A 24,179-nucleotide genomic window follows, 5' to 3' on the forward strand; every position below is an offset into this window, starting at 1 on the left:
AAAAAAATACTTAATATTTTAAATTTTTTTTAATTTTTATAAAAGCCTTTGATATCAATAGGTTTAAAGAAATTGAGACAAAAAAAGATTTTTTTGTCTTTAAAGTTTCAACGTAAAAGTAGTTTTTATTTCAATTTCAGTGCTAGTTTTTTAAAAAATCCATTATTTAGGAGGCCAGGGTGATGGGGATCCCTCTGGAATCTGCAAAGAGCTCTTCAGATAATAATTTTGATGAGCCAAGATTACCAAACACTGCGGGCAAGTCTCGCAAATCGAAATCCAGTCTAACTGCAAAACAAAGCCAAAAAAAATCTGGAAGACTTGCTTCAGATTCTATTGGCTATTACTTAAGTAGCATTGGTAGAGTTCCTCTTTTGACTCCAGCAGAAGAAATAGAGTTAGCACATCATGTTCAGAACATGAAAAAGTTGCTACAAATTCCTGAAACTGATAGAACGCAACGAAATCTTTATCAAATTAAAATTGGCAAAAGAGCCAGAGATAGAATGATGGCAGCTAATCTAAGACTAGTTGTCTCCGTTGCAAAAAAATACCAAAACCAAGGGCTTGAATTATTGGACCTTGTCCAGGAAGGCGCCATTGGACTTGAAAGAGCTGTAGATAAATTTGATCCTGCTATGGGATATAAATTCTCAACTTATGCTTACTGGTGGATTAGACAAGGCATGACAAGAGCTATTGATAACAGTGCAAGGACAATTCGTTTGCCTATTCACATAAGTGAAAAACTATCCAAAATGAGAAGAGTCTCTAGAGAATTGTCACATAAATTTGGTAGACAGCCTACCAGATTGGAAATGGCAACTGAAATGGGAATTGATCAAAAAGATTTAGAAGATTTAATTTCGCAAAGTGCTCCTTGCGCATCCCTAGATGCTCATGCAAGAGGCGAAGAAGACAGAAGTACTCTAGGTGAACTCATACCTGATCCAAACTGTGAAGAGCCTATGGAGGGTATGGATAGAACTATTCAAAAAGAGCATTTAGGGACTTGGCTTTCTCAGTTAAATGAAAGAGAACAAAAAATCATGAAGCTCAGATTTGGGCTAGATGGTGAAGAACCATTAACACTCGCAGAAATAGGAAGACAAATTAATGTTTCACGAGAAAGAGTAAGGCAACTAGAAGCTAAAGCAATATTAAAACTTAGAGTAATGACAACTCATCAAAAAGCAGCTTAATCAAATTGATAAAATTTACTGTAATTTTATTATATTTATTTTCAATTTTTTTAATATCAATACTTTTTAAAAAATATAATGAAAATAGCAGAGAAATCGTCAGAAAAATAATACATATTGGAATAGGACCATTAATTCCAATTGCACAATTTTTAAAAATTGATCAAAATTCAGCTCTTATTTTTACAGGAATTGTTACGTTAATGGTTTTCATCAATTACACCTATAAAGTATTTCCAACAATTGAAGACATTGAGAGAAAGAGTTTTGGAACATTATTTTATTGCCTTAGTTTATTTATTTTGATTTATCTTTTCTGGGATAAAGATCCATATGCATTAATTACTGGATTTTTTATAATGACATTTGGTGATGGATTGGCTGGGTTAATAGGAAAAAGCTTTAATTCAAAGAGTTGGATTTTTTTTAAACAAAAAAAATCTTTATTTGGCACTATGGCAATGTTTGTTACAAGCTTAATAGTAGTTTGCTCAATAGGATACTCCCAACAAAATAGTTTAAATTTAAATTATTTTACAATAGCTTTTTTTGCGACTTTGCTCGAACAATTTAGTGTTTTAGGAATAGATAATTTCATTGTTCCAATTGCTTCAGCATTATTTTTTAATTTTTTTATAACTAACTAACTGAATTGTATAAAATTGCGAGCAATTCTTTTGTTGTTTCTATATCTATGCATGCATCTGTAATGCTTCTGCCAAACTGGAGATCCTCTTTTTTTAAAAGCTTTTGATTCCCTTCCTTTAAATGACTTTCAAGCATAACTCCTAAAATATTTTTTTCGCCATTAGTTATTTGAGAAGCTATATTTTTTAGCACTTCCGACTGTTTTCGGAAGTCTTTATTGGAATTTCCATGACTACAATCAATCATCACTTTATGGGGAAGATTACTTTGCCTCAATTCATCTGAAATTCTTTTAACGTGATCACTCTCAAAATTTGGACCTTTTGAACCGCCCCTTAAGACTATATGTCCATCTGGATTTCCTGTAGTGTTTACAATAGAAGCCATTCCATTTTCATTTACACCTAAGAAATGATGCGATTTTGAAGCTGACTGCATTGCATTTATTGCAGTGGTAAAAGAACCATCCGTTCCATTTTTAAAGCCTATAGGCATTGATAATCCTGATGCCATTTCCCGATGAGTTTGACTTTCAGTAGTCCGCGCACCTATGGCTGTCCAACTTATTAAATCGGCAATATATTGAGGAACAATTGGATCTAGTAATTCTGTAGCAGAAGGTATGCCTCGAGTTGCTAGATATGAAAGCAAACTTCTTGCACTTCTTAAACCAGTATTAATATCATAAGAATCATCTAGATGAGGATCATTTATCAATCCCTTCCAACCAATAGTTGTTCTTGGCTTCTCGAAATATACTCTCATAATTATTTCTAATTTATCTTTATAAATTTCTCGAAAGTTTTGAATATATTTTGAATATTCCTTTGCCGCCTCTAGATCATGAATTGAACATGGACCAACAATGACTAAAAGCTTCTGATTATTATTATGCAAAATATTTTGTATCGATCTTCTTGTTTTAGATACTGTATTAGCAGAGGCTTGATCTAAAGGTATATCATTATGTAATCTGCTTGGAGGTATTAATGGGCGTGTTTCAACAACATGTAAATCAGATGTCTTTTCTAAAGCTGAATTATTTGATGATGTCGTCATTGATTAATTAAGAAGTTTGAATATTTAAAAAAGCATTTATGAATACTCTCCTTTTCAATATTAAAAATAACAATAGATTAGGCATTAAACTTTACTAATGAAGAATTTGGAAACATTGCTAAAAGATTATGCAGATCACGTAGCTGAAAGAGCTGCCAAAGGTATACCTCCTTTACCTCTAAATGCTGAGCAAACAAATTGTATTACAACATTATTGGAACAAGATAGTACTTACGATTCATCTTATTTACTTGATTTACTAATAAATAGAGTACCACCAGGAGTTGATGAGGCTGCTTATGTAAAAGCAAGCTGGCTTACAGCTATTGTTAATTCCGAGAAATATTGCAAATCAATTAATCCCGAAAAAGCAATAGAAATACTAGGGACAATGATAGGCGGATATAATGTCAATTCTTTAGTTGACATACTTAAAGGCAAAGATAGTTTACTTGCTAAAAAAGCGGCAAAAGTTTTAAAAAATATTATTCTCGTTTACGACTCAGCTAATGAAATTTATGAATTATCTCAAAATAATATTTATGCAAAAGAGGTTGTAAATAGTTGGGCAAATGCAGAATGGTTCAAAAATAAAAAAGTTCTAGAGAGAGAGATTACTTGTTTAGTATTTAAAGTTGACGGGGAGACGAATACAGACGACTTATCTCCAGCTGTACATGCAACAACACGCCCTGATATTCCGATGCACGCATTGGCTATGTTGGAATTTAAAAAACCAGATGGACTAAAGATTCTTGATAATTTAAAAAAACAAAATTTACCAATAGCTTATGTTGGAGATGTTGTTGGAACAGGGAGTTCTAGAAAATCTGCTATTAATTCACTAATTTGGCATATAGGCGAAGATATCGCTTTTGTTCCAAACAAAAAAACAGGTGGAATAATAATTGCTAGCAAAATAGCACCTATTTTCTTTAATACAGCACAAGATTCAGGAGCTTTACCTATAGAAGCTGATGTATCTAATATGAAAACAGGAGATGTTATTAAAATATATCCTTATGAAGGTATTATTAAAAAAATTAAAAAAAATTCAAATGATGAAGAATTAATAAGCAAATTCGACTTGTCTCCGTCAACTCTTACTGATGAAATTCAAGCTGGCGGAAGAATTAATCTTATGATTGGAAGATCTCTTACGGACAAAATTAGAAACAAATTAGATTTTCAACCGAGTGAACTATTTATCCGACCACAAAATCCAACCGAAAGTAATGCCGGCTTTACTCAAGCTCAAAAAATAGTAGGCAAAGCTTGCGGTTTAGATGGAGTTAGGCCAGGAACGACATGTGAACCAATTATGACCACAGTTGGTAGTCAAGATACCACTGGGCCAATGACAAGAGATGAACTCAAAGAATTAGCTTGTTTAGGATTCACTGCAGATTTAGTTATGCAAAGTTTTTGTCATACAGCTGCGTATCCTAAACCAGTAGATCTAGTTACCCATAGAGAATTACCTGATTTTATATCACAAAGAGGTGGAGTAGCTCTTAAACCTGGGGACGGCATAATTCATAGCTGGCTTAACAGAATGCTTCTCCCTGATACTGTAGGCACAGGTGGAGATAGTCATACAAGATTTCCTCTTGGTATTTCATTTCCTGGAGGCTCGGGCATAGTTGCCTTTGCCGCTGCAATAGGATCAATGCCATTAAATATGCCAGAATCTGTGCTGGTTAGATTTAAAGGAGAATTATTACCAGGAATCACTCTTAGAGATTTAGTAAATGCAATTCCTCTCTTCGCAATTAAAAAAGGGCTCTTAACTGTTGAGAAAGCAAATAAGAAAAATATATTTAACGGAAAAATTATGGAAATTGAGGGATTACCAAACCTAAAGCTTGAACAAGCTTTTGAACTGACTGATGCTACTGCAGAACGTTCGTGTGCTGGTAGCACAATACTTTTATCCCAAGAAACTGTTCAAGAATACGTAAGAAGTAATATATGCCTGCTAGAAAAAATGATTGAATGCAATTATGAAGACTCAAAATCAATTTCTAGAAGAATAAATGATATGAAAAATTGGCTACAAAAACCATTATTAGTTCAACCAGATACAAACGCTCAGTATGAAGAAATCCTTGAAATTGATTTAGCAAAAGTCACACAACCTATAGTTGCATGCCCTAATGATCCAGATAATGTAAAAGAAATCACTGATGTTGCAAATACAAAGATTGACGAGGTTTTTATAGGTTCTTGCATGACAAATATTGGCCATTACAGAGCAGCTGCGAAAGTTCTTGAAGGTGTACAACATTTAAAATCTAAATTATGGATTTGTCCACCAACAAAAATGGATGAAGAAACTCTAAAATCTGAAGGCTACTATAAAATATTTGAAGATTGTGGTGCAAGATTAGAGTTGCCTGGCTGTTCTTTATGTATGGGAAATCAAGCCAGAGTAGATGAAGGATCTGTAGTATTTTCTACTAGTACAAGGAATTTTGACAATAGACTTGGCAAGAACGCGCAAGTATTTTTAGGGAGTGCTGAATTAGCAGCAGTTTGCGCACTACTTGGAAAAATACCTAAAGAAGAAGAATATCAGGATATTACTAAAAATAAAATTAATCCATATTCAGATGAACTTTATCGTTATCTTCAATTTGATGAAATACGCGATTTCAGCTTGTCAAAGTAATCATGAATTATGCCAAATCTTATAAAAGAAAATATTCAAAAAACCAGTAATAATTCTTCTCGCAGCATCAAAAAATTATTAAAACAAAGATCTCTCGTAGTTGTATTTTCGCTCTTATTAACAGGTTTAGGAGCTTCAATTACAAGCATATTTTTTAAAACTGGAATCTATTTTATTAACAATTGGAGATTAGCACTTTTAGACCAATTGCCGTCTATAGCAGTATTACCAATTTTTGGAGCTTTAGGAGGAGCCATTGCGGGATATTTGATCAAAAATATTGCACCTGCAGCAAAAGGTTCAGGGGTTAGTCAAATCATGGGTTTCTTAAGGCATAAAAAAGTGCCAATGAATTTAAAAGTAGGATTAGTAAAGCTAATATCAGGAATTATCGCTATTGGTAGTGGATTCCCCTTAGGTCCAGAGGGTCCATCGGTTCAAATGGGAGGATCAGTTGCTTGGCAAATGGCCAAATGGCTCAAAGCTCCTACAGCTTTCAGAAGAGTAATAGTAGCAGCAGGTGGTGGTGCTGGAATAGCTGCAGTATTTAGCGCTCCATTAGGAGGGTTTGTTTATGCAATAGAAGAGCTATTAAACTCTGCTAGACCAGTAATTTTACTATTAGTAGTAATTACAACTTTCATTGCAGATTCATCCGCTGATATTATTCAAGCCTTGGGTTTAGATCCTAAAGCAGGAGGCTTTGATTTTAACCTTGGATTTTTGATTCAAAAAGAATATGACCCATCAGTTTTTTTCTTACCTATAGATTTTATTTACCTCGTTTTACTAGGAATAATTATTGGGATTTTTGCAGAATTATACAGCCGATATGTTTTGTTAATGCAAAATCTTGGAAAAAAGTGGTATAAAAATAAATTTGTTTTAAAAATGAGTATCTGTGGGCTTATTTTAGGAAGTATCTATTCTTTTTTACCCAGTACATTTCATAATTTAGATGAATTGCAGAAAATAATAGCTGAGCAAAATACAAGTATTGGAATTGCTTTTTTAGCAGTTTTAGTATTATTTATCACGACAGGTTTAGCTGCAGCATCTGGAGCTCCTGGAGGATTGTTCTATCCAATGCTTACTTTAGGAGGGGCAATAGGACTAATAATGGGGAACTGGGTAGAAATTGCAACAGGACATGCACCAAGTACATACATTTTTGCGGGAATGGGAGCTTTCGTAGCAGGATGTTCGCGAACACCAATAACAGCTATGTTTTTAGCTTTTGCCTTAACAAAAAATTTATTAATAATGAAGCCTGTCTTAATAAGCTGCATTGCAAGCTTCTTGATAGCAAGAGCATTTAATGAAGAATCAATTTATGAAAGACAAATACAAATAGAATTAGAAGACTAAAAAATTATTTTCAATCAAAAACAGCAGTTTTTTTGTTATAAACAAATACTTGATGATTTAGGTGTAATCTAACCGCTCTTGCTAGAGCTATTCTTTCAATATCTCTTCCTTTTCTAATCAAGTCATCAACTTCATCCCTATGACTTACATTAACTGTGCATTGCTCTATTATCGGACCTTCATCAAGATCTTCAGTAACATAGTGAGCTGTAGCACCGATTAATTTAACACCTCTCTTCCATGCTCGATGATATGGTTGCCCGCCCTTAAATGCAGGTAAGAAAGAATGATGAATATTGATTATTGAAGAAAACTTTTTTAAAAAAGAGTCACTTAAAATTTGCATATATTTGGCTAATACAACAAGATCAATTGCATATTCTTTTAGTAAACTTAAAAATTGATCTTCAACAATAGATTTATCAATATTAAAGGTATCAATATGTACAAATTTTGCATTAAAGTCATTTGCAATATTTTCAAGATCAGAATGATTTGAAATTATTAATGGCACTTTCATTTTGAGTTCACCATTTCTTACTCGCCAAAGTAAATCAATCAAACAATGATTTTGTTTGCTCACGAAAATAGCAACATTTGGAATTTCATCAGAATAATTTACGTTAAATTTTCCATTTACTTCATCTGAAATTTTTTCAAATTCTTTATAAATTTCGTCTCTATTAAAAGATGCATTTTTACTATTCCATTCAATTCGACTAAGAAATAAACCTGCGTCTTGATCTGTATGATGATCAGAATGTTTTATGTTACCGCCGTAATTTGAAATCCAACTTGTAAGTAAACTTACAAGGCCAGGACGATCGGGGCAAACAATTTTTAATATAATTGAAGGATGTTCCAAAAAATCTTTAACTATTTAGTCAAATAATCAAGTATTTCTAATATATCAATGAAAGGCTTAAAAGAAAATTTTCAAAAAGCACACATACTTGTCATTGGATCAGGAATTATAGGAAAATTTAACGCTTTAGAATTATCAGAATTGGGTTTTCAGATAACTATGATAGATCCAACTCAAGATAAAAATAGTAGCAATGCAGCATTAGGATTACTAATGGGAAATATGTATCAAAAAAGGAAAGGTAGAAGTTGGTATCTAAGGCAACAAAGCATAGAATTATGGCCAAAATGGTTAAAACACCTGCAAGAATTTAATAAAGCATTAAATATTGAAAAGCCATTAATTCAACTAACTACAAATGAAGAAACGTTTAAAAAATTAGAGAAATTTGTTAATGAAACTAACGATCAAAACTTAAAAATTTTAGAAAAAGACTCAATTATTATTGAAAATATAAATAAAGCTTTTCAAACAAGAAATATAAAAGGGATTGTCTCAAACAAAGATGGAAGAATAAATGCTCAAAATTTACTGAAGACATTAGATACCTATCTAAAAAATAAAAAAGTAAATTTCTTAAAAGACAAAATAATAAAAATTAGAAAATCAAACAAGCATTGGATTGCTACATCTAAAACAAAAAAAGAGATCAAGTCTGACGTAATTATTTTATGTAATTCTCTCAATACAATTGATTTGATAGATAACCTATCTCACAACATCAAATTAAAACCCGTATTGGGACAAGCTATAGAAGTTAGTGTCAATGATGCAGAAGTTGATTTATTATCACTTCCAAAACAGTTCAATATTAATGGCAAAAATATAATTCCCATATCAAAAAATAAAATTATTATTGGTTCAACTGACGAATACAGTACTAAACCAGAAGAAAATATATTCGGGAAACTCACAAATTTTGTTGAAAAAAAACCAACTTGGCTTATCAAAGGAAAAATTATAAAACAATGGTCTGGAATAAGGTCAAGACCAGATGGTGAACCATCTCCAATAATGAAAAATTTGGGAGATGGACTGATTATATGTACAGGTTTTTATAAAAATGGTATTTTACTTGCGCCAGCTTGTTCTAAATGGGTTTCTAATGAAATTAAAAATTTCTTTTCCTAATCTTTTGATTCGGTAAAGTCTGCATCAATTACATCATCTCCACCTTTATCACTTGATTCAGTCTGATCAGGACCGCTCGCTGAACCAGGTGTTGGAGGCTGATTACCTGGCTGCTGATAAACAGATGAACCGACTGCATATAGTTCTTGTTGAAGCTCTTCAAGGAGTTTTTTCATTGATTCATAGTCCTCTTTTGAGGTTGCCTCTTTTAGAGCATTGCTTTTTTCTTCAACCTTAGACTTTGCTTCTGCATCAATTTTATCTCCCAGCTCACCAAGTTGCTTTTCTGTCTGATACACGAGTGTTTCAGCTTGGTTCTTTAAATCAATTTTTTCTCTTTTTTCTTTATCTGCTGATGCATTAGATTCTGCATCTTTAACCATTTTTTCAACCTCGTTATCAGATAAAGTAGAGGCCCCAGTGATAGAAATACTTTGCTCTTTACCACTCCCTTTATCTTTAGCCGTAACACTAAGAATACCGTTAGCATCGATATCGAATGTCACTTCAATTTGAGGAACACCCCTTGGTGCTGATGGAATACCATCTAATCTAAAAGTTCCTAAACTTTTGTTATCAGATGCCATTTCTCTTTCACCCTGTAGTACATGTATTTCTACATTTGTTTGGCCGTCAACAGCAGTTGAATATGTCTCAGATTTCTTCGTAGGAACTGTAGTATTTCTATTTATCATTTTTGTCATAACCCCACCTAAAGTTTCAACACCTAAAGAAAGCGGAGTAACATCAAGCAACAATATATCTTTAACTTCACCTGCTAAAACTCCTCCTTGAATAGCTGCTCCTACAGCAACTACTTCATCAGGATTAACAGTTTGATTTGGTTCCTTACCTATTATTTTTTTTACTAAATCTAAAATTGCAGGTATCCTGGATGATCCTCCAACCATTACAACCTCATCAATTTCACTAGTAGAAATTTTTGCATCACTTATAGCTCTCTCAACTGGGGTTTTACACCTATCAATTAAAGAAGCGGCTAATTCCTCAAATTTTGCTCGAGTTAGATTCAAATCCAAATGTTTTGGACCTTCAGGTGTCGCTGTGATAAACGGCAAATTTATTTCACTTTGCGTAGCATTTGAAAGCTCAATTTTTGCTTTTTCTGCTGCTTCAGTAAGTCGTTGTAAAGCCTGCTTATCTTGTCTAAGGTCAATTCCCTCATTTGTTTTAAAAGTACTTGCTAAATGATCTACGATACACCTATCAAAATCGTCACCACCTAAATGTGTATCTCCCGATGTAGATAAAACTTCAGTTACCCCATCACCAGCTTCAATAACTGAGACGTCAAATGTTCCTCCACCAAGATCAAATACAAGAATTTTTTCATTTTCTTTATCCAAACCATATGCTAAAGCTGCAGCGGTTGGCTCATTGACGATTCTAAGAACTTCTAAACCTGCAATCTTCCCTGCATCTTTTGTTGCCTGTCGCTGAGAGTCATTAAAATAAGCTGGAACAGTAATTACAGCTTGTGTCACTTTTTCACCAAGATATTTACCTGCATCATCCGCTAACTTTCTTAAAACTTGAGAACTTACCTCTTCAGGGGAAAACTGCTTATCCAAAATAGGACACTTTAATTTGACACTAGAACCAGATTTTTCAACAGAATAACTAACTTCTTTAGATTCTTCATTTACCTCATCAACTCTTCTACCAACAAAACGCTTTGCAGAATAAAAAGTGTTTTCAGGGTTCATAACAGCTTGTCTTTTCGCAATCTGTCCAACGAGCTGATCTTGATTTTTTGTATATGCAACAACTGATGGAGTAGTTCTGAAACCCTCAGCATTTGCTATTACAGTAGGTTTACCACCTTCCATTACAGCGACACAACTATTAGTTGTTCCTAAATCGATTCCTACAACCTTCCCCATGGATAAATTTTCATATTTTATATTCTCCATAATCGGTCATCAGGGTCATTATTGTTACTTAAAGACGGGGTGTGGTTCCCGAACAGATCGTTATTTTTAAAGAAAAAATTCTAAAAATGATTTCAAGTAAGACATCTTTTATTGCATTAATCGGCAATCCAGTAAGCCATTCCTTATCACCGATTATGCAAAATGCTGCCCTTCAATATTTAGGCCTAGATTTAATTTATATTGCTATACCTTGTAAAGATGAAGATCTAGAATTAGTTCTGAATTCTTTGAAAAAAATTAATTGCAAAGGTTTAAATATAACAATTCCCCATAAAGAAAAAGTATTTAACCTCTGTAGTGAAATTTCCCCTATTGCAAGCAAACTGAAAGCAATTAATACTCTAAAATTAAATTCTGAAAAAGAATGGAGCGCAACTAATACTGATGTAGAAGGATTTATTTATCCGTTAAAAACATTAAACTTAACAAAAAAGCAATCGATTGTTCTTGGCTCCGGTGGCGCAGCAAGATCTGTTATTCAAGGATTAATAAATTTAAATCTTTCAAAAATTTCCGTAGTATCACGGAACAAATCATCACTAAATGAATTAATAAAAAATTTTGAAAATCAAATAGAACTTCAGGGTTTATCAAATAATGATAATCACGCTCAAAATTTAATTGAAGATGCAGATTTAATTGTAAATACAACACCAGTAGGAATGAAAACAACTAAACATGAAATGAATGTATTGCCATATGGGGAGTCTTTTTGGAGATCTCTTAACTCAAAAACAATTGTTTATGATTTAATCTACAATCCTGCTCCAACTCATCTATTGAAATTTAGCGCCAACAAAGGATGCATGACTATCGATGGTTTGCAAATGCTTATTGCTCAGGGATTGAAATCATTATCATTTTGGACAAATGGATTAGAAGTACCTTTTCATATTATGAATGACGCACTCAAAAATTATCTTTAAAATAAATGATGCTAATTTTAAAGGAACTGCACATCATGATGTATCGTTAAAGATGAACAGACGCTCATTACATCAATTTATGAGCCAAAGACCTTGTCTGATACTATGAACGATCAACAATCTTATTACGAAACCATGTACATCCTCCGTCCAGATATTGCGGAAGATGAAGTAACTAATCACATTGATAAATACAATAAGCTTTTAGAAGAATTTGGCGGCACTATCCTCGATAGTCAAATGAGGGGTAAAAGAAGATTAGCCTATCCAATAACAAAACATAGAGAAGGTATTTACGTCCAACTAAGTCATCAAGGAGATGGACAACATATTTTCAAAATTGAAAAAGCAATGAGACTTAGTGAAGATGTTATAAGATATATGACCGTTAAACAAGAAGGACCTTTGCCAACTCCAAGACCCTCTACTAAGAGTTCAACTCAAACAGAAGATAAAGAAAATCCAGAAACTAAAGTTGAATCTAAAGAAAAACAACCAGTAGTAAGCACAGATACTTCAACTTCAGAAAAAGATGATACTGAAACCAAAAAAGATGCAGAAACTTAAATATTAATTTTTTGTTTTTGAATTTAACTCAGCCCATATTTTATTTGACATACCCCACATATAAATAAAACCCTCTGCTAAAGAATGATTAAAAACATCGTCTTTGGTATAAGTTGCCAAATCTTCCCTATAAAGTGAATTATTTTCCGAAGTTCTCCCAATTACTATTGCATTCCCCTTATGAAGTCTAATCTTTACTCTTCCATTAACTGAAGTTTGAGTCGACGAAATAAATGCCTCTAAACTATCTTTAAGAGGTCCAAACCAAAAACCTTGATAGACTAGTTGACCCCATTTTTTTTCTACTATTCCTTTAAAATCCACAACATCTGGGTTTAATGTAATGCTCTCTAATTCTTTATGAGCTTTTATTAAAAGCAAAAGACCTGGCGTTTCGTAAATCTCTCTACTTTTAATTCCTACTACTCGATCTTCAATCATATCTATTCTTCCAAAACCATGCGCACCTGAAAGATCATTAGCTTTTTGAATAATCTCTACTGGAGTTAAAAATTCATCATTAATTCCAACTGGAAATCCATTTTTAAAAACAATTTCTATATCTTGAGGAGAATCAGGTGAATTATCAATTGATGATGTCATTGTAAATATATCTTCAGGTGCTTCTTGCATTGGGTCTTCTAATATGCCCGCTTCAATACTCCTACCAAGTAAGTTAACGTCTATCGAATATGGTGACTTTTTTGATACTGGTGCAGGAATGCCAAATTTTTCTCCATATACTATTGCCTCTTCCCTACTCATATTCCACTCCCTAGCGGGAGTAATTATTTTCAAATCAGGACCTAAAGCATTTATTGCTAAATCAAATCGAACTTGATCATTCCCTTTACCAGTACATCCATGAGCTACAGCATCAGCATTAATCTCTCTAGCAATATTCACAAGATTTTCAGCAATTAAAGGCCTTGCAAGAGCAGTAGATAAAGGATATTTATCTAGATATAATGCGTTTGCTCTAATGGCTGGAAAAGCATATTTCTCAACAAAACTATTAACTAAATTTCCAACAATTGATTTAGATGCACCAGAATTTAAAGCTTTTTGCCTTATGAGTTCTAAATCCTCCCCTTGTCCAAGATCTGCTACAAAAGTAACCACTTCTGAAATTCCATATTCATTCTTTAAATATGGAATACATACGCTAGTATCAACGCCACCAGAATAAGCTAGTACAACTTTTTTTACCTGCTGCATTTAAATTTGCTCCATAAAATTTAAACTTTGACGTAATTAAGAATTTGAAAACTTATTAAAAACTAATATTATTGTAACTAAAAGCGCTGGACCAAAAACTAGTAATAACAGAAGAAAGTTATTAATTAATAAAACATTGGGATTTAAGTATCCAATAAGTTTAAATAATCCAGACAATAACAATGAAATTGACCAAATAAAAAAGAATTTTAAATTTCCTTTATCAAACAAAGTTTTTCTAGTGCATCATTATGTATTATCTTATATGTAAAGCACAACGTTTAATGGACTCAAATAAACTAAAAATTAGGTTAGACGATATTTCTGAAGTTAATCCAGCTTTAACTTGTTATCACAGAGATGATCCAGCTCCAGTTTTGCCATTAAGAGATGAGCCAGATCTATTATCTTGGCTTGAAGATACAGGAAGGCTTATTGCTGAAAAAGAGGGAGATTCTCAAGAGATTAGCACAATAGAAGAAGAAGAACTATCAGCTCTTATGGGAGAAAAAGAAGATTATAAAACTGAAGATGATCCTTCTTTAGAAGATGATTGGGAAGATTAACGCGTTTAACTTTAAATCATTATTTATACTTAATACTCTAGCTTTAATAGTTACCTCTTATTTGTTTAATAGTTTTATTTTTGTAGGAGTCTATACATTATTTTTTTTTATTTCCTTACTTATAACAAAGAATGGTTTAAAAATAATCCAAAATTGGAGTTTATTTCAAAACATTAGAACTAACGGACCTGTAAATCACTTCAAAAAAAGTAATACCCCTACAATGGGCGGAATTTTTATAGTAGTCCCTTTTTTAATTTTGCTTTTAATCATAAATATAAATTCTGATTCACCAAAATTATTTCTTTTATTACTTACTGTTTTTGGTTTCTTCATTACAGGTTTTTTAGATGATTATTTGAGCATTAAAAACAAAGAAAATACTGGATTGAAATCAAAAGAAAAATTTATCCTACAAAGTATCATCTCAATAATTTTTTTATTTTTAGCCTACGAAAAAGATTTAATAAGTCCATTTATTACAGTGTCTGACTCGTGGGGAATAAATATGAATATTTTCATATTTCCTATTTCTTTTTTAGTATTAGTTGGCCTAAGTAATTCAGTAAATTTGACTGATGGGCTAGATGGATTAGCAGCTGGATGTAGTGGAATTGTCTTTTATGGATTGGGAACAGAAATATTAATGAAACAACAGAAAGAACTTATTGTTTTTAGCATCTTATGCTATTCAATGTCTGGCATATGTTTAGGATTTCTCAAATATAATAGTTATCCTGCAAAAATATTTATGGGTGATACAGGATCTTTAACTATTGGAGCAATTCTGGGTTCTATAGCGTTATTGACCAATAGCGTTTTTACCTTATCTATTTTCTCAGGCATCTTCATTATTGAATCTTTATCAGTAATGATTCAAGTAGGGTTTTTTAAAATTACAAAAAAATTATTTCACAATGGGAAACGCATATTTTTAATGGCACCAATACACCATCATTTTGAACTCCTAGGAGTGAAAGAACAAAAAATAGTTGAAAATTTTTGGAAAATTAACATATTACTAGTGATTTTAGGTATAGTTTTAAAAATTAATCTATAAGGAATTCGTTATGAGTTTTTTTACATGGAAAGATAATGGATTAACGAGCGACTGCTCTAGTCTTGATGCAATGGCATCAAGATTTGAAGAGACTGCTAATTTGATGAAAAAACTATCAAAAAAAGGGTTTAAACTAAAAAAAACAGATCAGAATCAACTAATAATTCATACTGATCCTAAAGTGTTTGATCAATGGGGTTTTATAAGTGAAGAACTTCCATTTAAACAACTCTGTCTAATTCCTGATGAAGAATCATTGTTAGATCGTAAAAACTCTTCTTTAAGTATTGATAAATAATTACAGACATGAGTATTCCAACTAAAGTGCCTGTTAACACCTTCAATTCCATTTCTGCTCCATAATTTCCATTGAGCATTATTAGCAATTCCTTTTTCAAGAGTAACTTTCAACTTATTAATATCAGTAACATCTACTAGCAGTCCATTGTCACATTTTGAGCGAATTTCTTTAGGTCCTCCATCATCTGTTGATATTATTGGCAATCCACATGATGAAGCTTCAAGCAGGGTTAAACCAAAAGGTTCTGTTAAAGCAGGGTTTACAAAAATACCCCCTCTACTAGCAGCCCATCTATATAAAGCAGGTATCTGACTTGAAAGATGCTTTTTTGGATAAGCCACCTTTCCATATAAATTATATTTATCTATCATTTCAAAAATATTATGGAAAACATCTTTTTGTTGGGAATCAAGTTTTGAAGTACTATCTCTACAACCTAAGATCAAAATTAAGTTAGTTTTTCTTTTTAATTTCTCAGATCTTCCATATGCCTCAATCAAAGAAGGAATGTTTTTTCTTCGTACGGCTCTAGCAATAGTCAATAATGGAGGTTTTGTTAAATCCTTTAAAAAAGGATTCATCATATTATCAATTTCAGCTGTCTCTGTTGTGGAATGAATATGGTGAAACTCATTATGATCAACGCCAGGCGGTATCACTCTGGCTTTGTGAGGTGAAAAAGAAAAATATTGGGAATATTGATAAACGGACTCTTGTTTAGTACTTGTTACAACGATATCTGCAGATTTTAACGCTTTTTCTTCAGCCTCAATTCTTTTACTTATTGAATAAAACTTTTCTATTTGATTAGTTTTTAAACCAGTATCAAGCAATTTTCTTTGTTTTTCTCTTCCTAAAGAATGCCCAGTAAAAATGAGAGGAACATTTAAGGTTTTACTTAGTTTAACGCCTACATATCCAGCATCTGCATAATGCGCATGGATAAAATGGGGCTTATTATTTTTTCTATAGTAAGAAATAAGGTTTTCAGTCAATTCATCTAAGTAAGACCAAAGCAATTCCTTTCTTAAATATTGATTAGGTCCAAATTTAAATCTTAAAATTCTAACTCCAGGTTCAACAAATTCTTCTTCTTTTGCATAGTCATTATCTACTTTCGGGTCATTAATCAAACGAGTCACTAAATCTACTTGATCAACATCAGAAGTATTTGCCAAACTTTTTACTAACTCTAAAACATATTTTGTTTGCCCTCCAGTATCTGCATCTCTACCTAATTCAAGATTTTGAGAGCGTATCAAACCATGTAAATGTAAATGTAAAAATTTAAACCTCATTCAGCAAATCCTCAGATCTATCGCTTTTAATACAAATAATCTGAATTTATAATGTAAATATTAAGAAACTATTATGATTTAAATAGTCTGTCACTGCATAATTATCTAAAAAAGCCGTCTAAGACTAAGGTTATACAATTTTAAAAGTGAATTATCGTCTTTCACACTTTTTTTATAATAAGAAGAAATACAACAAAGATTTTCTTATTTGAGGACCTTTTTAAGATATTTTGCTGTATGGCTAGAAGGATGTTTAGCTACATCCTCAGGAATACCTTCTGCAATAATTTCACCACCTTTATCCCCTCCATCAGGTCCTAAATCAATGATCCAATCCGAACATCTAATAACATCTAAATTATGTTCGATAACAATTACTGAATTACCTTTATCTACCAAACGTTGTATCACATCCATCAATTTATGAACATCATAAAAACTTAAACCAGTAGTTGGTTCATCAATCAAATATAAAGTTTTTCCAGTAGCTCGTTTAGATAATTCTGTAGCTAACTTCACTCTTTGAGCCTCACCACCAGATAATGTAGGAGCTGGTTGACCTAATTTTACATATCCCAAACCGACGTCTACCAATGTACTTAATCTATCAGCGGCTTGAGGTATGGCAGAAAAAGTTTCTGCAGCTTGTTCAACAGTCATCTCTAAAACATCAGATATATTAAAACCTTTGTATTTAACTTGAAGAGTTTCCCTATTAAAACGAGCTCCTTTGCAAACTTCACATTGAACATACACATCAGGTAAAAAATTCATTTCGATAACATTGACTCCCTGGCCTTTACACGCTTCGCATCTTCCTCCTTTCACATTGAAACTAAATTGACCTGCTTGATAACCCCTTGCTTTTGCTTCTACTGTGGCAGTAAATATCTGCCTAATAGGATCAAAAGCACCAGTATAGGTAGCAGGATTTGATCTTGGTGTTCTTCCTATTGGAGATTGATCTATAACAATAACTTTATCTATTGCCTTTATACCCTTTAACTCTTTTACACCTTGAGGAAAAGGGACTTTTAATCCTAGTGAATGACACAATGCAGGGTGAAGTAATTCATTTATCAAGGTGCTTTTACCACTGCCACTTACACCAGTTACAGAAACTAATCTTCCTAAAGGAAACTCAACAGATATATTTTTTAAGTTATTTTTAGAGCAATTATTTAAAATTAAACTTTTTTTAACAGATGATCTACGCTCTTTTGGAGTAGGAATCGACTTCCTACCACTAAGATAAGCTCCAGTTAATGACCTCTCTGATTTCAAGACATCTTGATATGATCCTTTAGCAATAATTTCACCACCATAAACACCTGCACCTGGACCAATATCTACTAAATAATCCGCGGATTTCATAGTATCTTCATCATGTTCAACAACCACCAAAGTATTTCCTAAGTCTCTCAAGCTTTTTAATGTTTCTAATAATCTGTCATTATCTCTCTGATGTAAACCAATACTAGGCTCATCTAATACATATAAAACACCAGTAAGGCCTGCACCTATTTGTGTAGCTAATCTAATACGTTGAGCCTCTCCACCAGACAAAGTCATAGCTGGTCTATCTAAAGTCAAATAATCTAAACCTACATTAATTAAAAACTTCAAACGTAAACGAATCTCTTTTAAAACCAATTCACCTATCTGCTTTTGTTTTTCGGATAAAGAAATATTTTCCTTCTTAACCTGACTTAATCCCATGATTCGTTCGATTTGAGTTAAAGTTTCAGAAACACTTATAGAGGTTAAATCAGTTATATTGTATGGACCAAGTTTAACTGCTAAAGCTTCAGGTCTTAATCTTTTTCCAGAACATGTCTTACAAGGAACCAATTCTAAATATTTTTCTAATTTTTGTTTAACTGATTCTCCATTAGCTTCCTTCAATTGCCTTTCCAAGATTGGTAAAATCCCCTCAAAAGGTCTTTCAAAACCACTAGAGGTTTTAAAGCGACTATCAGCTTGGATGAGTATTGGTTTATCTGATCCTAAAAGTAAAACTTTTTTTTGCAAATCACTTAAATCTTTCCAAGGAGTTTTTAATTCAAAACCATACGCTTGTCCTACAGAATATAGTAGAGAAAAATAATAAGTATTATCTTTTTCACTCCAAGGCGCTATTGCGGCATAAACAGGTAATGTTTTATCTGGCACAACTCTATCCGCAGTAAATTTTTTTAAATAACCAATTCCATGACAATCTGGACAGGCCCCATATGGGCTATTAAAAGAAAATAATCTTGGAGAAAGTTCTTCTACAATAGAACCATGTACCGGACAAGCATAATTTTCTGAGTACAATTTTTCTCTATCTAAGTTTGGAGGTAATTTTTCACCTTTTTTTGGAACCACTTCTACTATTGCTAAACCATCGCCTCTTTTGAGACAAGTTTGCAAAGAATCATTCAATCTTTCTTGTATTCCATCTCTCGCGATTAATCTATCAACTACTACCTCAATATTATGAGTTTGATTTTTATCTAATTCAATACTATCAGCAAGTTCTCTTACCTCACCGTTAATTCTTACCCTAGCAAATCCCTCTGAGGCCAATCCACTTATTAATTTTGTGTGTGTTCCTTTTTTACCCCTTACAACAGGAGCCAATAACTGGTACCTTGTACCTTCTGGCAATAAAAGAATTTGGTCAACCATTTCATCTATTGTTTGAGGAGCAATTGGAATACCACAGTGATGACAATGCGGCTCACCAGCACGGCCAAACAATAGCCTTAAATAGTCTTGTATCTCTGTTACTGTTCCAACTGTTGATCGAGGATTATGACTTGTAGATTTTTGATCAATTGAAATAGCAGGCGATAAACCCTCAATATTATCAACATCTGGTTTGTCTACTTGTCCCAAAAATTGTCTTGCGTATGCTGACAAGCTCTCAACATATCTTCTTTGACCTTCGGCAAAAATCGTGTCGAAAGCTAAAGAACTTTTTCCACTTCCACTAACACCCGTAAAAACTATAAATTTATTCCTAGGTAAGGAAAGGTCAATATTCTTTAAATTATGCTGACGCGCCCCTCTAATATTGATTGAATTATCTTCTTCAAAAGTATTATTGATTTTTTTAACCATGTTTAAATCTATTTATGATTTAAAAAAGATATTATAGTTGAATTTTTTTTATTTTATGCAGCTACCCTTTCGAGAAGTCTAGAAGCGTAATCATTTGCTTCGCCAAAACATCCCCCAATTAGTTCTACTAATTCGTTTTTTCTTTGTTTTTTTGTAGTTAATTTTGCAATTGATGTATAAGTTATTCCATTAATTACCTTTTTATTCACTTTAAAATGTGCTAATCCTCCAGCGGCTAAAAAAGGCTGATGTGTAATACATAAAACCTGTTGATCTTTAGAAATTTCTTTTATTAGTTGAACCAAAGAAAATAAAGATTTACCACTTAAACCACTATCAATTTCATCTAAAAAGAAAGTATTTGGTTTATTAGAAATATTAGATTTTATAGCTAATAAGAATCTTGACATTTCTCCCCCAGAAATAACACTTGATAAAGGCGCAAGCTTCTGATCAGGATTAGCAGAAAACAAAAAATTTATATTATCAACACCATCCCCGGAAGGCTTACATTCGGAAAATTGAATTGAAAAATTTGCATTTTCTAAGCCTAGATTGCTTAAAGTCGACATTACTGAACATTGTAAATGTTTAGCAATTTTTTTTCTTTCAGTAGACTGGATATCAAATAAAGAATTTAAATTACTTTGTAAACTTTTAATTTGACCTTTAATTCTACAAATCTCTTTATCTTGATCCTTGTTTTGAAAATATGTTTTTAATTGATCTCGCTTTTCAATTAATTGAGGTAGATCCAATGAAAAAGTTCTCTCCAAGTTTTTTAAAAAAAACAATCTTTTTTGTATTTCTGGAAGATTAGATTCATAATTTTCTATATCTTGCAAATATGAGTTTAGAGCGAATATTAAATCTTCAACATCAGCTTGGATATTTAATAACTTCTCTCTAAATTTTTGAATCTTTATATCAAAATCTGCTGTTTTATTTAAAACTTTTATTGATTGATTTATCAAAAAAGCTACTGATGGTTCATCATGACTAAAATTATTCAAGTTTTCTAATGATGATTGAATTGAATTATTAATTTCAAGATTATTTACGAGTTTATTTTCCTGTAATTCTAATTCTAAAATTTCCTCACTGGAATTTAAATTAGCTTCTTCTAAACTCTTTAACATTTGTTGAATTACAAAGTTGTTTTCTTCTTGCTTCTTAGAATATTCTATTTTTTCATTCATTAATCCTTTTAAAACTTGATTTTCTCCCCAAATATTTTTAATCTTTGCACTAGTATCCCTAAATTCTTGGGAACATAAGTCATCAATAATTAATCTTCTCTTTTCTAGAGAATCAAATATAAAAGTATCAAATTGACCTGCAAAATCTATTAAAAAACGTCCAAGTTTTTCTAATGTTTGTTTATTAATTGATAAATTATTAAGGCTATATTTAGATAAAATTTTATTATTTTTTCTATAAGATTTTCTTTTGATTTTCAGTTCTGAACATCTCATTTCAAAACCATTACTAATTAACCAATTATTAATTTGAGAAGAAGAAGAAAATATTGCCTCGATCACACAATAATCTTTTCCTGGACGTATTAAATGCTTTAGAGGTATATTAGTTCCACCAAATAAAGCATTTAGGGAATCTAAGATTAGTGATTTTCCTGAACCTGAATCCCCAGTTATGATATTCAAACCTTTTTCGAAATTAATTTCTATAATTTCTATTAAGGCAATGTTTTCTATTTTTAATTGTATTAACATGATAAATCTTCCCTATAAAAAAATTAACTTCTTTTTTAAAAAAATAAAGGTTTTAAATATATAAAGTTATGAAAGAAGATTTTACTGATTTCATTGAAGTATCTGGACTCTTAAATTATGATCCAGATACAATTTCTAAAATTTACAAAAAAAATCCTAAAAGACTTTTTAAAAGACTTTGGCAAACACTCATGCCTATTTTTGCCTATATTTTTTCTGTTGGGTGGGATAAATTAACTGGAAGATTAAAAAATGAATCGCAAGCTAAATTTAGAGCAAAAGAATTAACAAATTTATTAGTTGAACTTGGGCCTGCATTTGTTAAAGCAGGGCAAGCTTTATCAACAAGACCAGATATAATTCCAGGGATTCTTCTAGAAGAATTATCTGAATTGCAAGATCAACTACCGGGGTTTGATGGCGATAAAGCTATGGAATTAATAGAAGAAGATTTAGGATCCAAAATAGATGAAATTTTTTTAGAAATTGATAAAGAGCCAATTTCCGCAGCTTCTTTAGGGCAAGTGCATAAAGCCAAATTAAAAAATGCAGAGGTCGTCGCAGTTAAAGTACAACGGCCAGGTTTAAGAGAACAAATAACTTTAGATCTTTACATAGTTAGAAATATTGCTTATTGGCTAAAAAACAATATCGGATTAATAAGAAGTGATCTCGTTGCGTTGATTGATGAATTAGGCAAGAGAGTTTTTGAAGAGATGGATTATTTAAACGAAGCTGCAAATGCAGAGAAATTTAGAAATATGCATAAACATAACAAAATGATTGCTGTACCAAAAATTTACAAAGAAATAACATCGAGAAGAGTTTTGACAATGGAATGGATCGAGGGTACAAAATTAACCAATTTAGAAGATGTAAAAAAATTAGGAATCGATCCTGATAAGATGATTGATATTGGAGTGCAGTGCAGTTTAGAACAACTTTTAGAACATGGTTTTTTCCATGCTGACCCACATCCAGGGAATTTATTAGCTTTAAAAGATGGCAGGTTATGTTATCTAGATTTTGGAATGATGAGTGAAGTATCCAGAGACTCTAGATCTGGACTAATACAAGCAGTTGTACATTTAGTAAACAAAAACTTCGATAAATTATCTCAGGATTTCGTAAAATTAGGATTCTTATCAGAAGAGATCAATCTAGAACCCATAGTTCCAGCGTTTCAAGATGTTTTTATTAATGCCGTTGAACAAGGGGTTTCAAAAATGGATTTTAAAAGCGTCACAGACGATATGTCCGGTGTTATGTATAAATTCCCTTTCAAATTACCTCCATATTACGCACTTATAATTAGGTCATTACTAACACTAGAAGGAATTGCTTTAAGCGTAGACCCAAACTTTAAAATATTAGGTGCAGCGTATCCATATTTTGCTAGAAGATTAATGGAAGATCCAGACCCACAATTAAGAGAAAGTTTGAAAGAAATGCTTTTCGATAATAAAAAATTTAAATGGGATCGTTTAGAAGATCTTCTTTCTAACGCTGCAAAGCAGACAAACCTTGATTTAGAAAAACTTTTAGATGAAGTAATAAATCTCCTGTTTTCTACAAAAGGAGGATTTCTTAGAAATGAAATAATCGAAAGTTTAACAAATCAAATAGATTTACTTAGTCTAAAAATATTGAAAAATTTGAATAACTACCTTCCAAACTCAATTAAATTAAATACGACTAGTGAGGATAATAATTTAAGTGACCTTATAATTTATGTAGAGCCATTAAGAAACTTTTTAGAGATTTTACAAAAAGTACCCGGATACTCTATTGATATTTTTATAAAAAGAGTTCCTCGACTTATAAATGAGCCTTATACAAAAGAAATGGGCATTAAAATTGCACAAAAAGTAACCGAAAAAGGAGTGGTTAGACTTGTAAAAATTGCCGCTGGTACAAATATCTAAAATGGATTTTAGTAAATTTTTAATAAATAAATTATTATTTATTTTAATAACTTCTCAATTAGTTTTTAATGTTTCAAAAGCCAATGCTGCTGAAGAAATTAAAATTGTATACAGCATTTTTTCTAGAACAGTTAAAGTAAATTCATTAAAGACTTTTGCTGAAAAAGGTAATTCAACAAGAAAATTAAAAAGAATTTTAAAAGCAACTAGGTCTACTGATAAAGAAATTAGATCAGTTTTAAACAAAGATTTTGAAGTCCCTATTACTATTGCAAGCAAATTAGTATACTCTGAAATTGGAAATGTTTTTTTAACAAGACTTTCATCTATTATCCATCCTCCCAGAGCAGATGATGAAAGAACAGGTATGTTAGCCCTTAGAGCAAGTGTAATTCAAGGAATTAAAATAGGAAATGGAAAAATAAATCTAATAAATTTTTTTGAAGGATATCCAACAAAGACTGTTATTTTAAATGTCAACGCTTTGAGCAAAGTTATGAATAAAGTAGAATCAATTTCAGAATTATTAGACTTTTTTACAAATTCCCCTCTTGAAAAAATTAAAACAAATTAATCAG

Annotated in this window: 19 protein-coding genes; 12 read left to right on the plus strand and 7 right to left on the minus strand. The window is 31.8% G+C overall.

Going from position 1 to position 24,179, the window contains the following annotated elements; translation table 11 throughout:
* Positions 1–182 precede the first annotated feature (182 nt).
* Both SOI86_RS06480 and SOI86_RS06485 read left to right on the plus strand, forming a co-directional pair.
* Positions 183–1,202, plus strand: coding sequence for an RpoD/SigA family RNA polymerase sigma factor (locus SOI86_RS06480; RefSeq protein ID WP_011377332.1), 1,020 nt, complete (start codon positions 183–185; stop codon positions 1,200–1,202).
* Positions 1,203–1,207: 5 nt separating this feature from the next.
* The gene (locus SOI86_RS06485; RefSeq protein WP_320681022.1) at positions 1,208–1,849 is read left to right on the plus strand and encodes a dolichol kinase; all 642 of its coding nucleotides are present in this window, start codon (positions 1,208–1,210) and stop codon (positions 1,847–1,849) included.
* Here SOI86_RS06485 and SOI86_RS06490 read toward each other — a convergent pair.
* On the minus strand, positions 1,842–2,909 hold the full coding sequence (locus SOI86_RS06490) for a 3-deoxy-7-phosphoheptulonate synthase (protein WP_320681023.1): 1,068 nt from the start codon (positions 2,907–2,909) through the stop codon (positions 1,842–1,844). The two genes, SOI86_RS06485 and SOI86_RS06490, sit on opposite strands and share 8 nt — an antisense overlap.
* Positions 2,910–3,006: 97 nt before the next feature.
* Between SOI86_RS06490 and acnB the strand changes: the two genes are divergently transcribed.
* Positions 3,007–5,580: a bifunctional aconitate hydratase 2/2-methylisocitrate dehydratase gene (acnB, locus tag SOI86_RS06495; RefSeq protein ID WP_320681024.1), complete on the plus strand. Its 2,574-nt coding sequence runs from the start codon at positions 3,007–3,009 to the stop codon at positions 5,578–5,580.
* Positions 5,581–5,589: 9 nt separating this feature from the next.
* A complete protein-coding gene (locus SOI86_RS06500; RefSeq protein ID WP_320681025.1) occupies positions 5,590–6,948 on the plus strand; it encodes a ClC family H(+)/Cl(-) exchange transporter in 1,359 nt (452 codons plus the stop codon).
* A gap of 10 nt (positions 6,949–6,958) precedes the next feature.
* Here the strand turns inward: SOI86_RS06500 and purU are convergent, their stop codons facing one another.
* Entirely contained in the window at positions 6,959–7,813 is an 855-nt protein-coding gene (gene purU / locus SOI86_RS06505; RefSeq protein ID WP_320681026.1) for a formyltetrahydrofolate deformylase, read from the minus strand.
* Between the two features lie 48 nt (positions 7,814–7,861).
* Between purU and SOI86_RS06510 the strand changes: the two genes are divergently transcribed.
* On the plus strand, positions 7,862–8,944 hold the full coding sequence (locus tag SOI86_RS06510; RefSeq protein WP_320681027.1) for an FAD-dependent oxidoreductase: 1,083 nt from the start codon (positions 7,862–7,864) through the stop codon (positions 8,942–8,944).
* On the opposite strand, the gene dnaK is transcribed toward SOI86_RS06510, so the two are convergent.
* On the minus strand, positions 8,941–10,848 hold the full coding sequence (gene dnaK / locus SOI86_RS06515; RefSeq protein ID WP_320682508.1) for a molecular chaperone DnaK: 1,908 nt from the start codon (positions 10,846–10,848) through the stop codon (positions 8,941–8,943). The genes SOI86_RS06510 and dnaK overlap by 4 nt on opposite strands.
* Before the next feature lie 116 nt (positions 10,849–10,964).
* Between dnaK and SOI86_RS06520 the strand changes: the two genes are divergently transcribed.
* Together SOI86_RS06520 and rpsF are read left to right on the plus strand one after the other, a co-directional pair.
* A complete protein-coding gene (locus SOI86_RS06520) occupies positions 10,965–11,825 on the plus strand; it encodes a shikimate dehydrogenase (RefSeq protein WP_320681028.1) in 861 nt (286 codons plus the stop codon).
* A gap of 105 nt (positions 11,826–11,930) precedes the next feature.
* A complete protein-coding gene (gene rpsF / locus SOI86_RS06525; protein WP_320681029.1) occupies positions 11,931–12,392 on the plus strand; it encodes a 30S ribosomal protein S6 in 462 nt (153 codons plus the stop codon).
* Positions 12,393–12,395: 3 nt separating this feature from the next.
* Here rpsF and SOI86_RS06530 read toward each other — a convergent pair whose 3' ends face one another.
* A complete protein-coding gene (locus tag SOI86_RS06530) occupies positions 12,396–13,610 on the minus strand; it encodes an argininosuccinate synthase (protein WP_320681030.1) in 1,215 nt (404 codons plus the stop codon).
* A gap of 284 nt (positions 13,611–13,894) precedes the next feature.
* Between SOI86_RS06530 and SOI86_RS06535 the strand changes: the two genes are divergently transcribed.
* The 3 genes from SOI86_RS06535 to SOI86_RS06545 are packed head-to-tail and all read left to right on the plus strand — an operon-like array spanning position 13,895 to position 15,534.
* Positions 13,895–14,176 carry a DUF3134 family protein gene (locus tag SOI86_RS06535; RefSeq protein WP_320681031.1) on the plus strand — a complete coding sequence of 94 codons (282 nt, stop codon included), beginning with the start codon at positions 13,895–13,897 and terminating at the stop codon, positions 14,174–14,176.
* A complete protein-coding gene (gene mraY, locus SOI86_RS06540; RefSeq protein WP_320681032.1) occupies positions 14,160–15,236 on the plus strand; it encodes a phospho-N-acetylmuramoyl-pentapeptide-transferase in 1,077 nt (358 codons plus the stop codon). The genes SOI86_RS06535 and mraY overlap by 17 nt, the downstream gene beginning before the upstream one ends.
* Before the next feature lie 10 nt (positions 15,237–15,246).
* A complete protein-coding gene (locus SOI86_RS06545; protein WP_320681033.1) occupies positions 15,247–15,534 on the plus strand; it encodes a hypothetical protein in 288 nt (95 codons plus the stop codon).
* Here SOI86_RS06545 and SOI86_RS06550 read toward each other — a convergent pair.
* The 3 genes from SOI86_RS06550 to SOI86_RS06560 form a co-directional block, all read right to left on the minus strand.
* A complete protein-coding gene (locus SOI86_RS06550) occupies positions 15,426–16,835 on the minus strand; it encodes a glycosyltransferase (RefSeq protein WP_320681034.1) in 1,410 nt (469 codons plus the stop codon). The genes SOI86_RS06545 and SOI86_RS06550 overlap by 109 nt on opposite strands.
* A 204-nt stretch (positions 16,836–17,039) precedes the next feature.
* A complete protein-coding gene (uvrA, locus tag SOI86_RS06555) occupies positions 17,040–19,943 on the minus strand; it encodes an excinuclease ABC subunit UvrA (RefSeq protein WP_320681035.1) in 2,904 nt (967 codons plus the stop codon).
* Positions 19,944–19,996: 53 nt separating this feature from the next.
* A complete protein-coding gene (locus SOI86_RS06560) occupies positions 19,997–21,676 on the minus strand; it encodes an AAA family ATPase (RefSeq protein ID WP_320681036.1) in 1,680 nt (559 codons plus the stop codon).
* A gap of 68 nt (positions 21,677–21,744) precedes the next feature.
* Between SOI86_RS06560 and SOI86_RS06565 the strand changes: the two genes are divergently transcribed.
* Both SOI86_RS06565 and SOI86_RS06570 read left to right on the plus strand, forming a co-directional pair.
* Entirely contained in the window at positions 21,745–23,601 is a 1,857-nt protein-coding gene (locus SOI86_RS06565) for an AarF/ABC1/UbiB kinase family protein (protein ID WP_320681037.1), read from the plus strand.
* Between the two features lies 1 nt (position 23,602).
* Positions 23,603–24,175, plus strand: coding sequence for an alpha/beta hydrolase (locus SOI86_RS06570; RefSeq protein WP_320681038.1), 573 nt, complete (start codon positions 23,603–23,605; stop codon positions 24,173–24,175).
* The last annotated feature ends 4 nt before the right edge of the window (positions 24,176–24,179 follow it).

The sequence above is a fragment of the Prochlorococcus sp. MIT 1314 genome (assembly GCF_034093315.1).
GTDB classification, from domain to species: domain Bacteria; phylum Cyanobacteriota; class Cyanobacteriia; order PCC-6307; family Cyanobiaceae; genus Prochlorococcus_A; species Prochlorococcus_A marinus_Y.

Bases quoted from the DNA above. Each gene is read 5' to 3' on its own strand.
- SOI86_RS06480 (WP_011377332.1), top strand. From the start codon at position 183: ATGGGGATCCCTCTGGAATCTGCAAAGAGCTCTTCAGATAATAATTTT.
- SOI86_RS06490 (WP_320681023.1), bottom strand. From the start codon at position 2,909: ATGACGACATCATCAAATAATTCAGCTTTAGAAAAGACATCTGATTTA.
- acnB (WP_320681024.1), top strand. From the start codon at position 3,007: ATGAAGAATTTGGAAACATTGCTAAAAGATTATGCAGATCACGTAGCT.
- SOI86_RS06500 (WP_320681025.1), top strand. From the start codon at position 5,590: ATGCCAAATCTTATAAAAGAAAATATTCAAAAAACCAGTAATAATTCT.
- SOI86_RS06510 (WP_320681027.1), top strand. From the start codon at position 7,862: ATGAAAGGCTTAAAAGAAAATTTTCAAAAAGCACACATACTTGTCATT.
- dnaK (WP_320682508.1), bottom strand. From the start codon at position 10,848: ATGGGGAAGGTTGTAGGAATCGATTTAGGAACAACTAATAGTTGTGTC.
- SOI86_RS06520 (WP_320681028.1), top strand. From the start codon at position 10,965: ATGATTTCAAGTAAGACATCTTTTATTGCATTAATCGGCAATCCAGTA.
- rpsF (WP_320681029.1), top strand. From the start codon at position 11,931: ATGAACGATCAACAATCTTATTACGAAACCATGTACATCCTCCGTCCA.
- SOI86_RS06530 (WP_320681030.1), bottom strand. From the start codon at position 13,610: ATGCAGCAGGTAAAAAAAGTTGTACTAGCTTATTCTGGTGGCGTTGAT.
- SOI86_RS06535 (WP_320681031.1), top strand. From the start codon at position 13,895: ATGGACTCAAATAAACTAAAAATTAGGTTAGACGATATTTCTGAAGTT.
- mraY (WP_320681032.1), top strand. From the start codon at position 14,160: ATGATTGGGAAGATTAACGCGTTTAACTTTAAATCATTATTTATACTT.
- SOI86_RS06545 (WP_320681033.1), top strand. From the start codon at position 15,247: ATGAGTTTTTTTACATGGAAAGATAATGGATTAACGAGCGACTGCTCT.
- SOI86_RS06550 (WP_320681034.1), bottom strand. From the start codon at position 16,835: ATGAGGTTTAAATTTTTACATTTACATTTACATGGTTTGATACGCTCT.
- uvrA (WP_320681035.1), bottom strand. From the start codon at position 19,943: ATGGTTAAAAAAATCAATAATACTTTTGAAGAAGATAATTCAATCAAT.
- SOI86_RS06560 (WP_320681036.1), bottom strand. From the start codon at position 21,676: ATGTTAATACAATTAAAAATAGAAAACATTGCCTTAATAGAAATTATA.
- SOI86_RS06565 (WP_320681037.1), top strand. From the start codon at position 21,745: ATGAAAGAAGATTTTACTGATTTCATTGAAGTATCTGGACTCTTAAAT.
- SOI86_RS06570 (WP_320681038.1), top strand. From the start codon at position 23,603: ATGGATTTTAGTAAATTTTTAATAAATAAATTATTATTTATTTTAATA.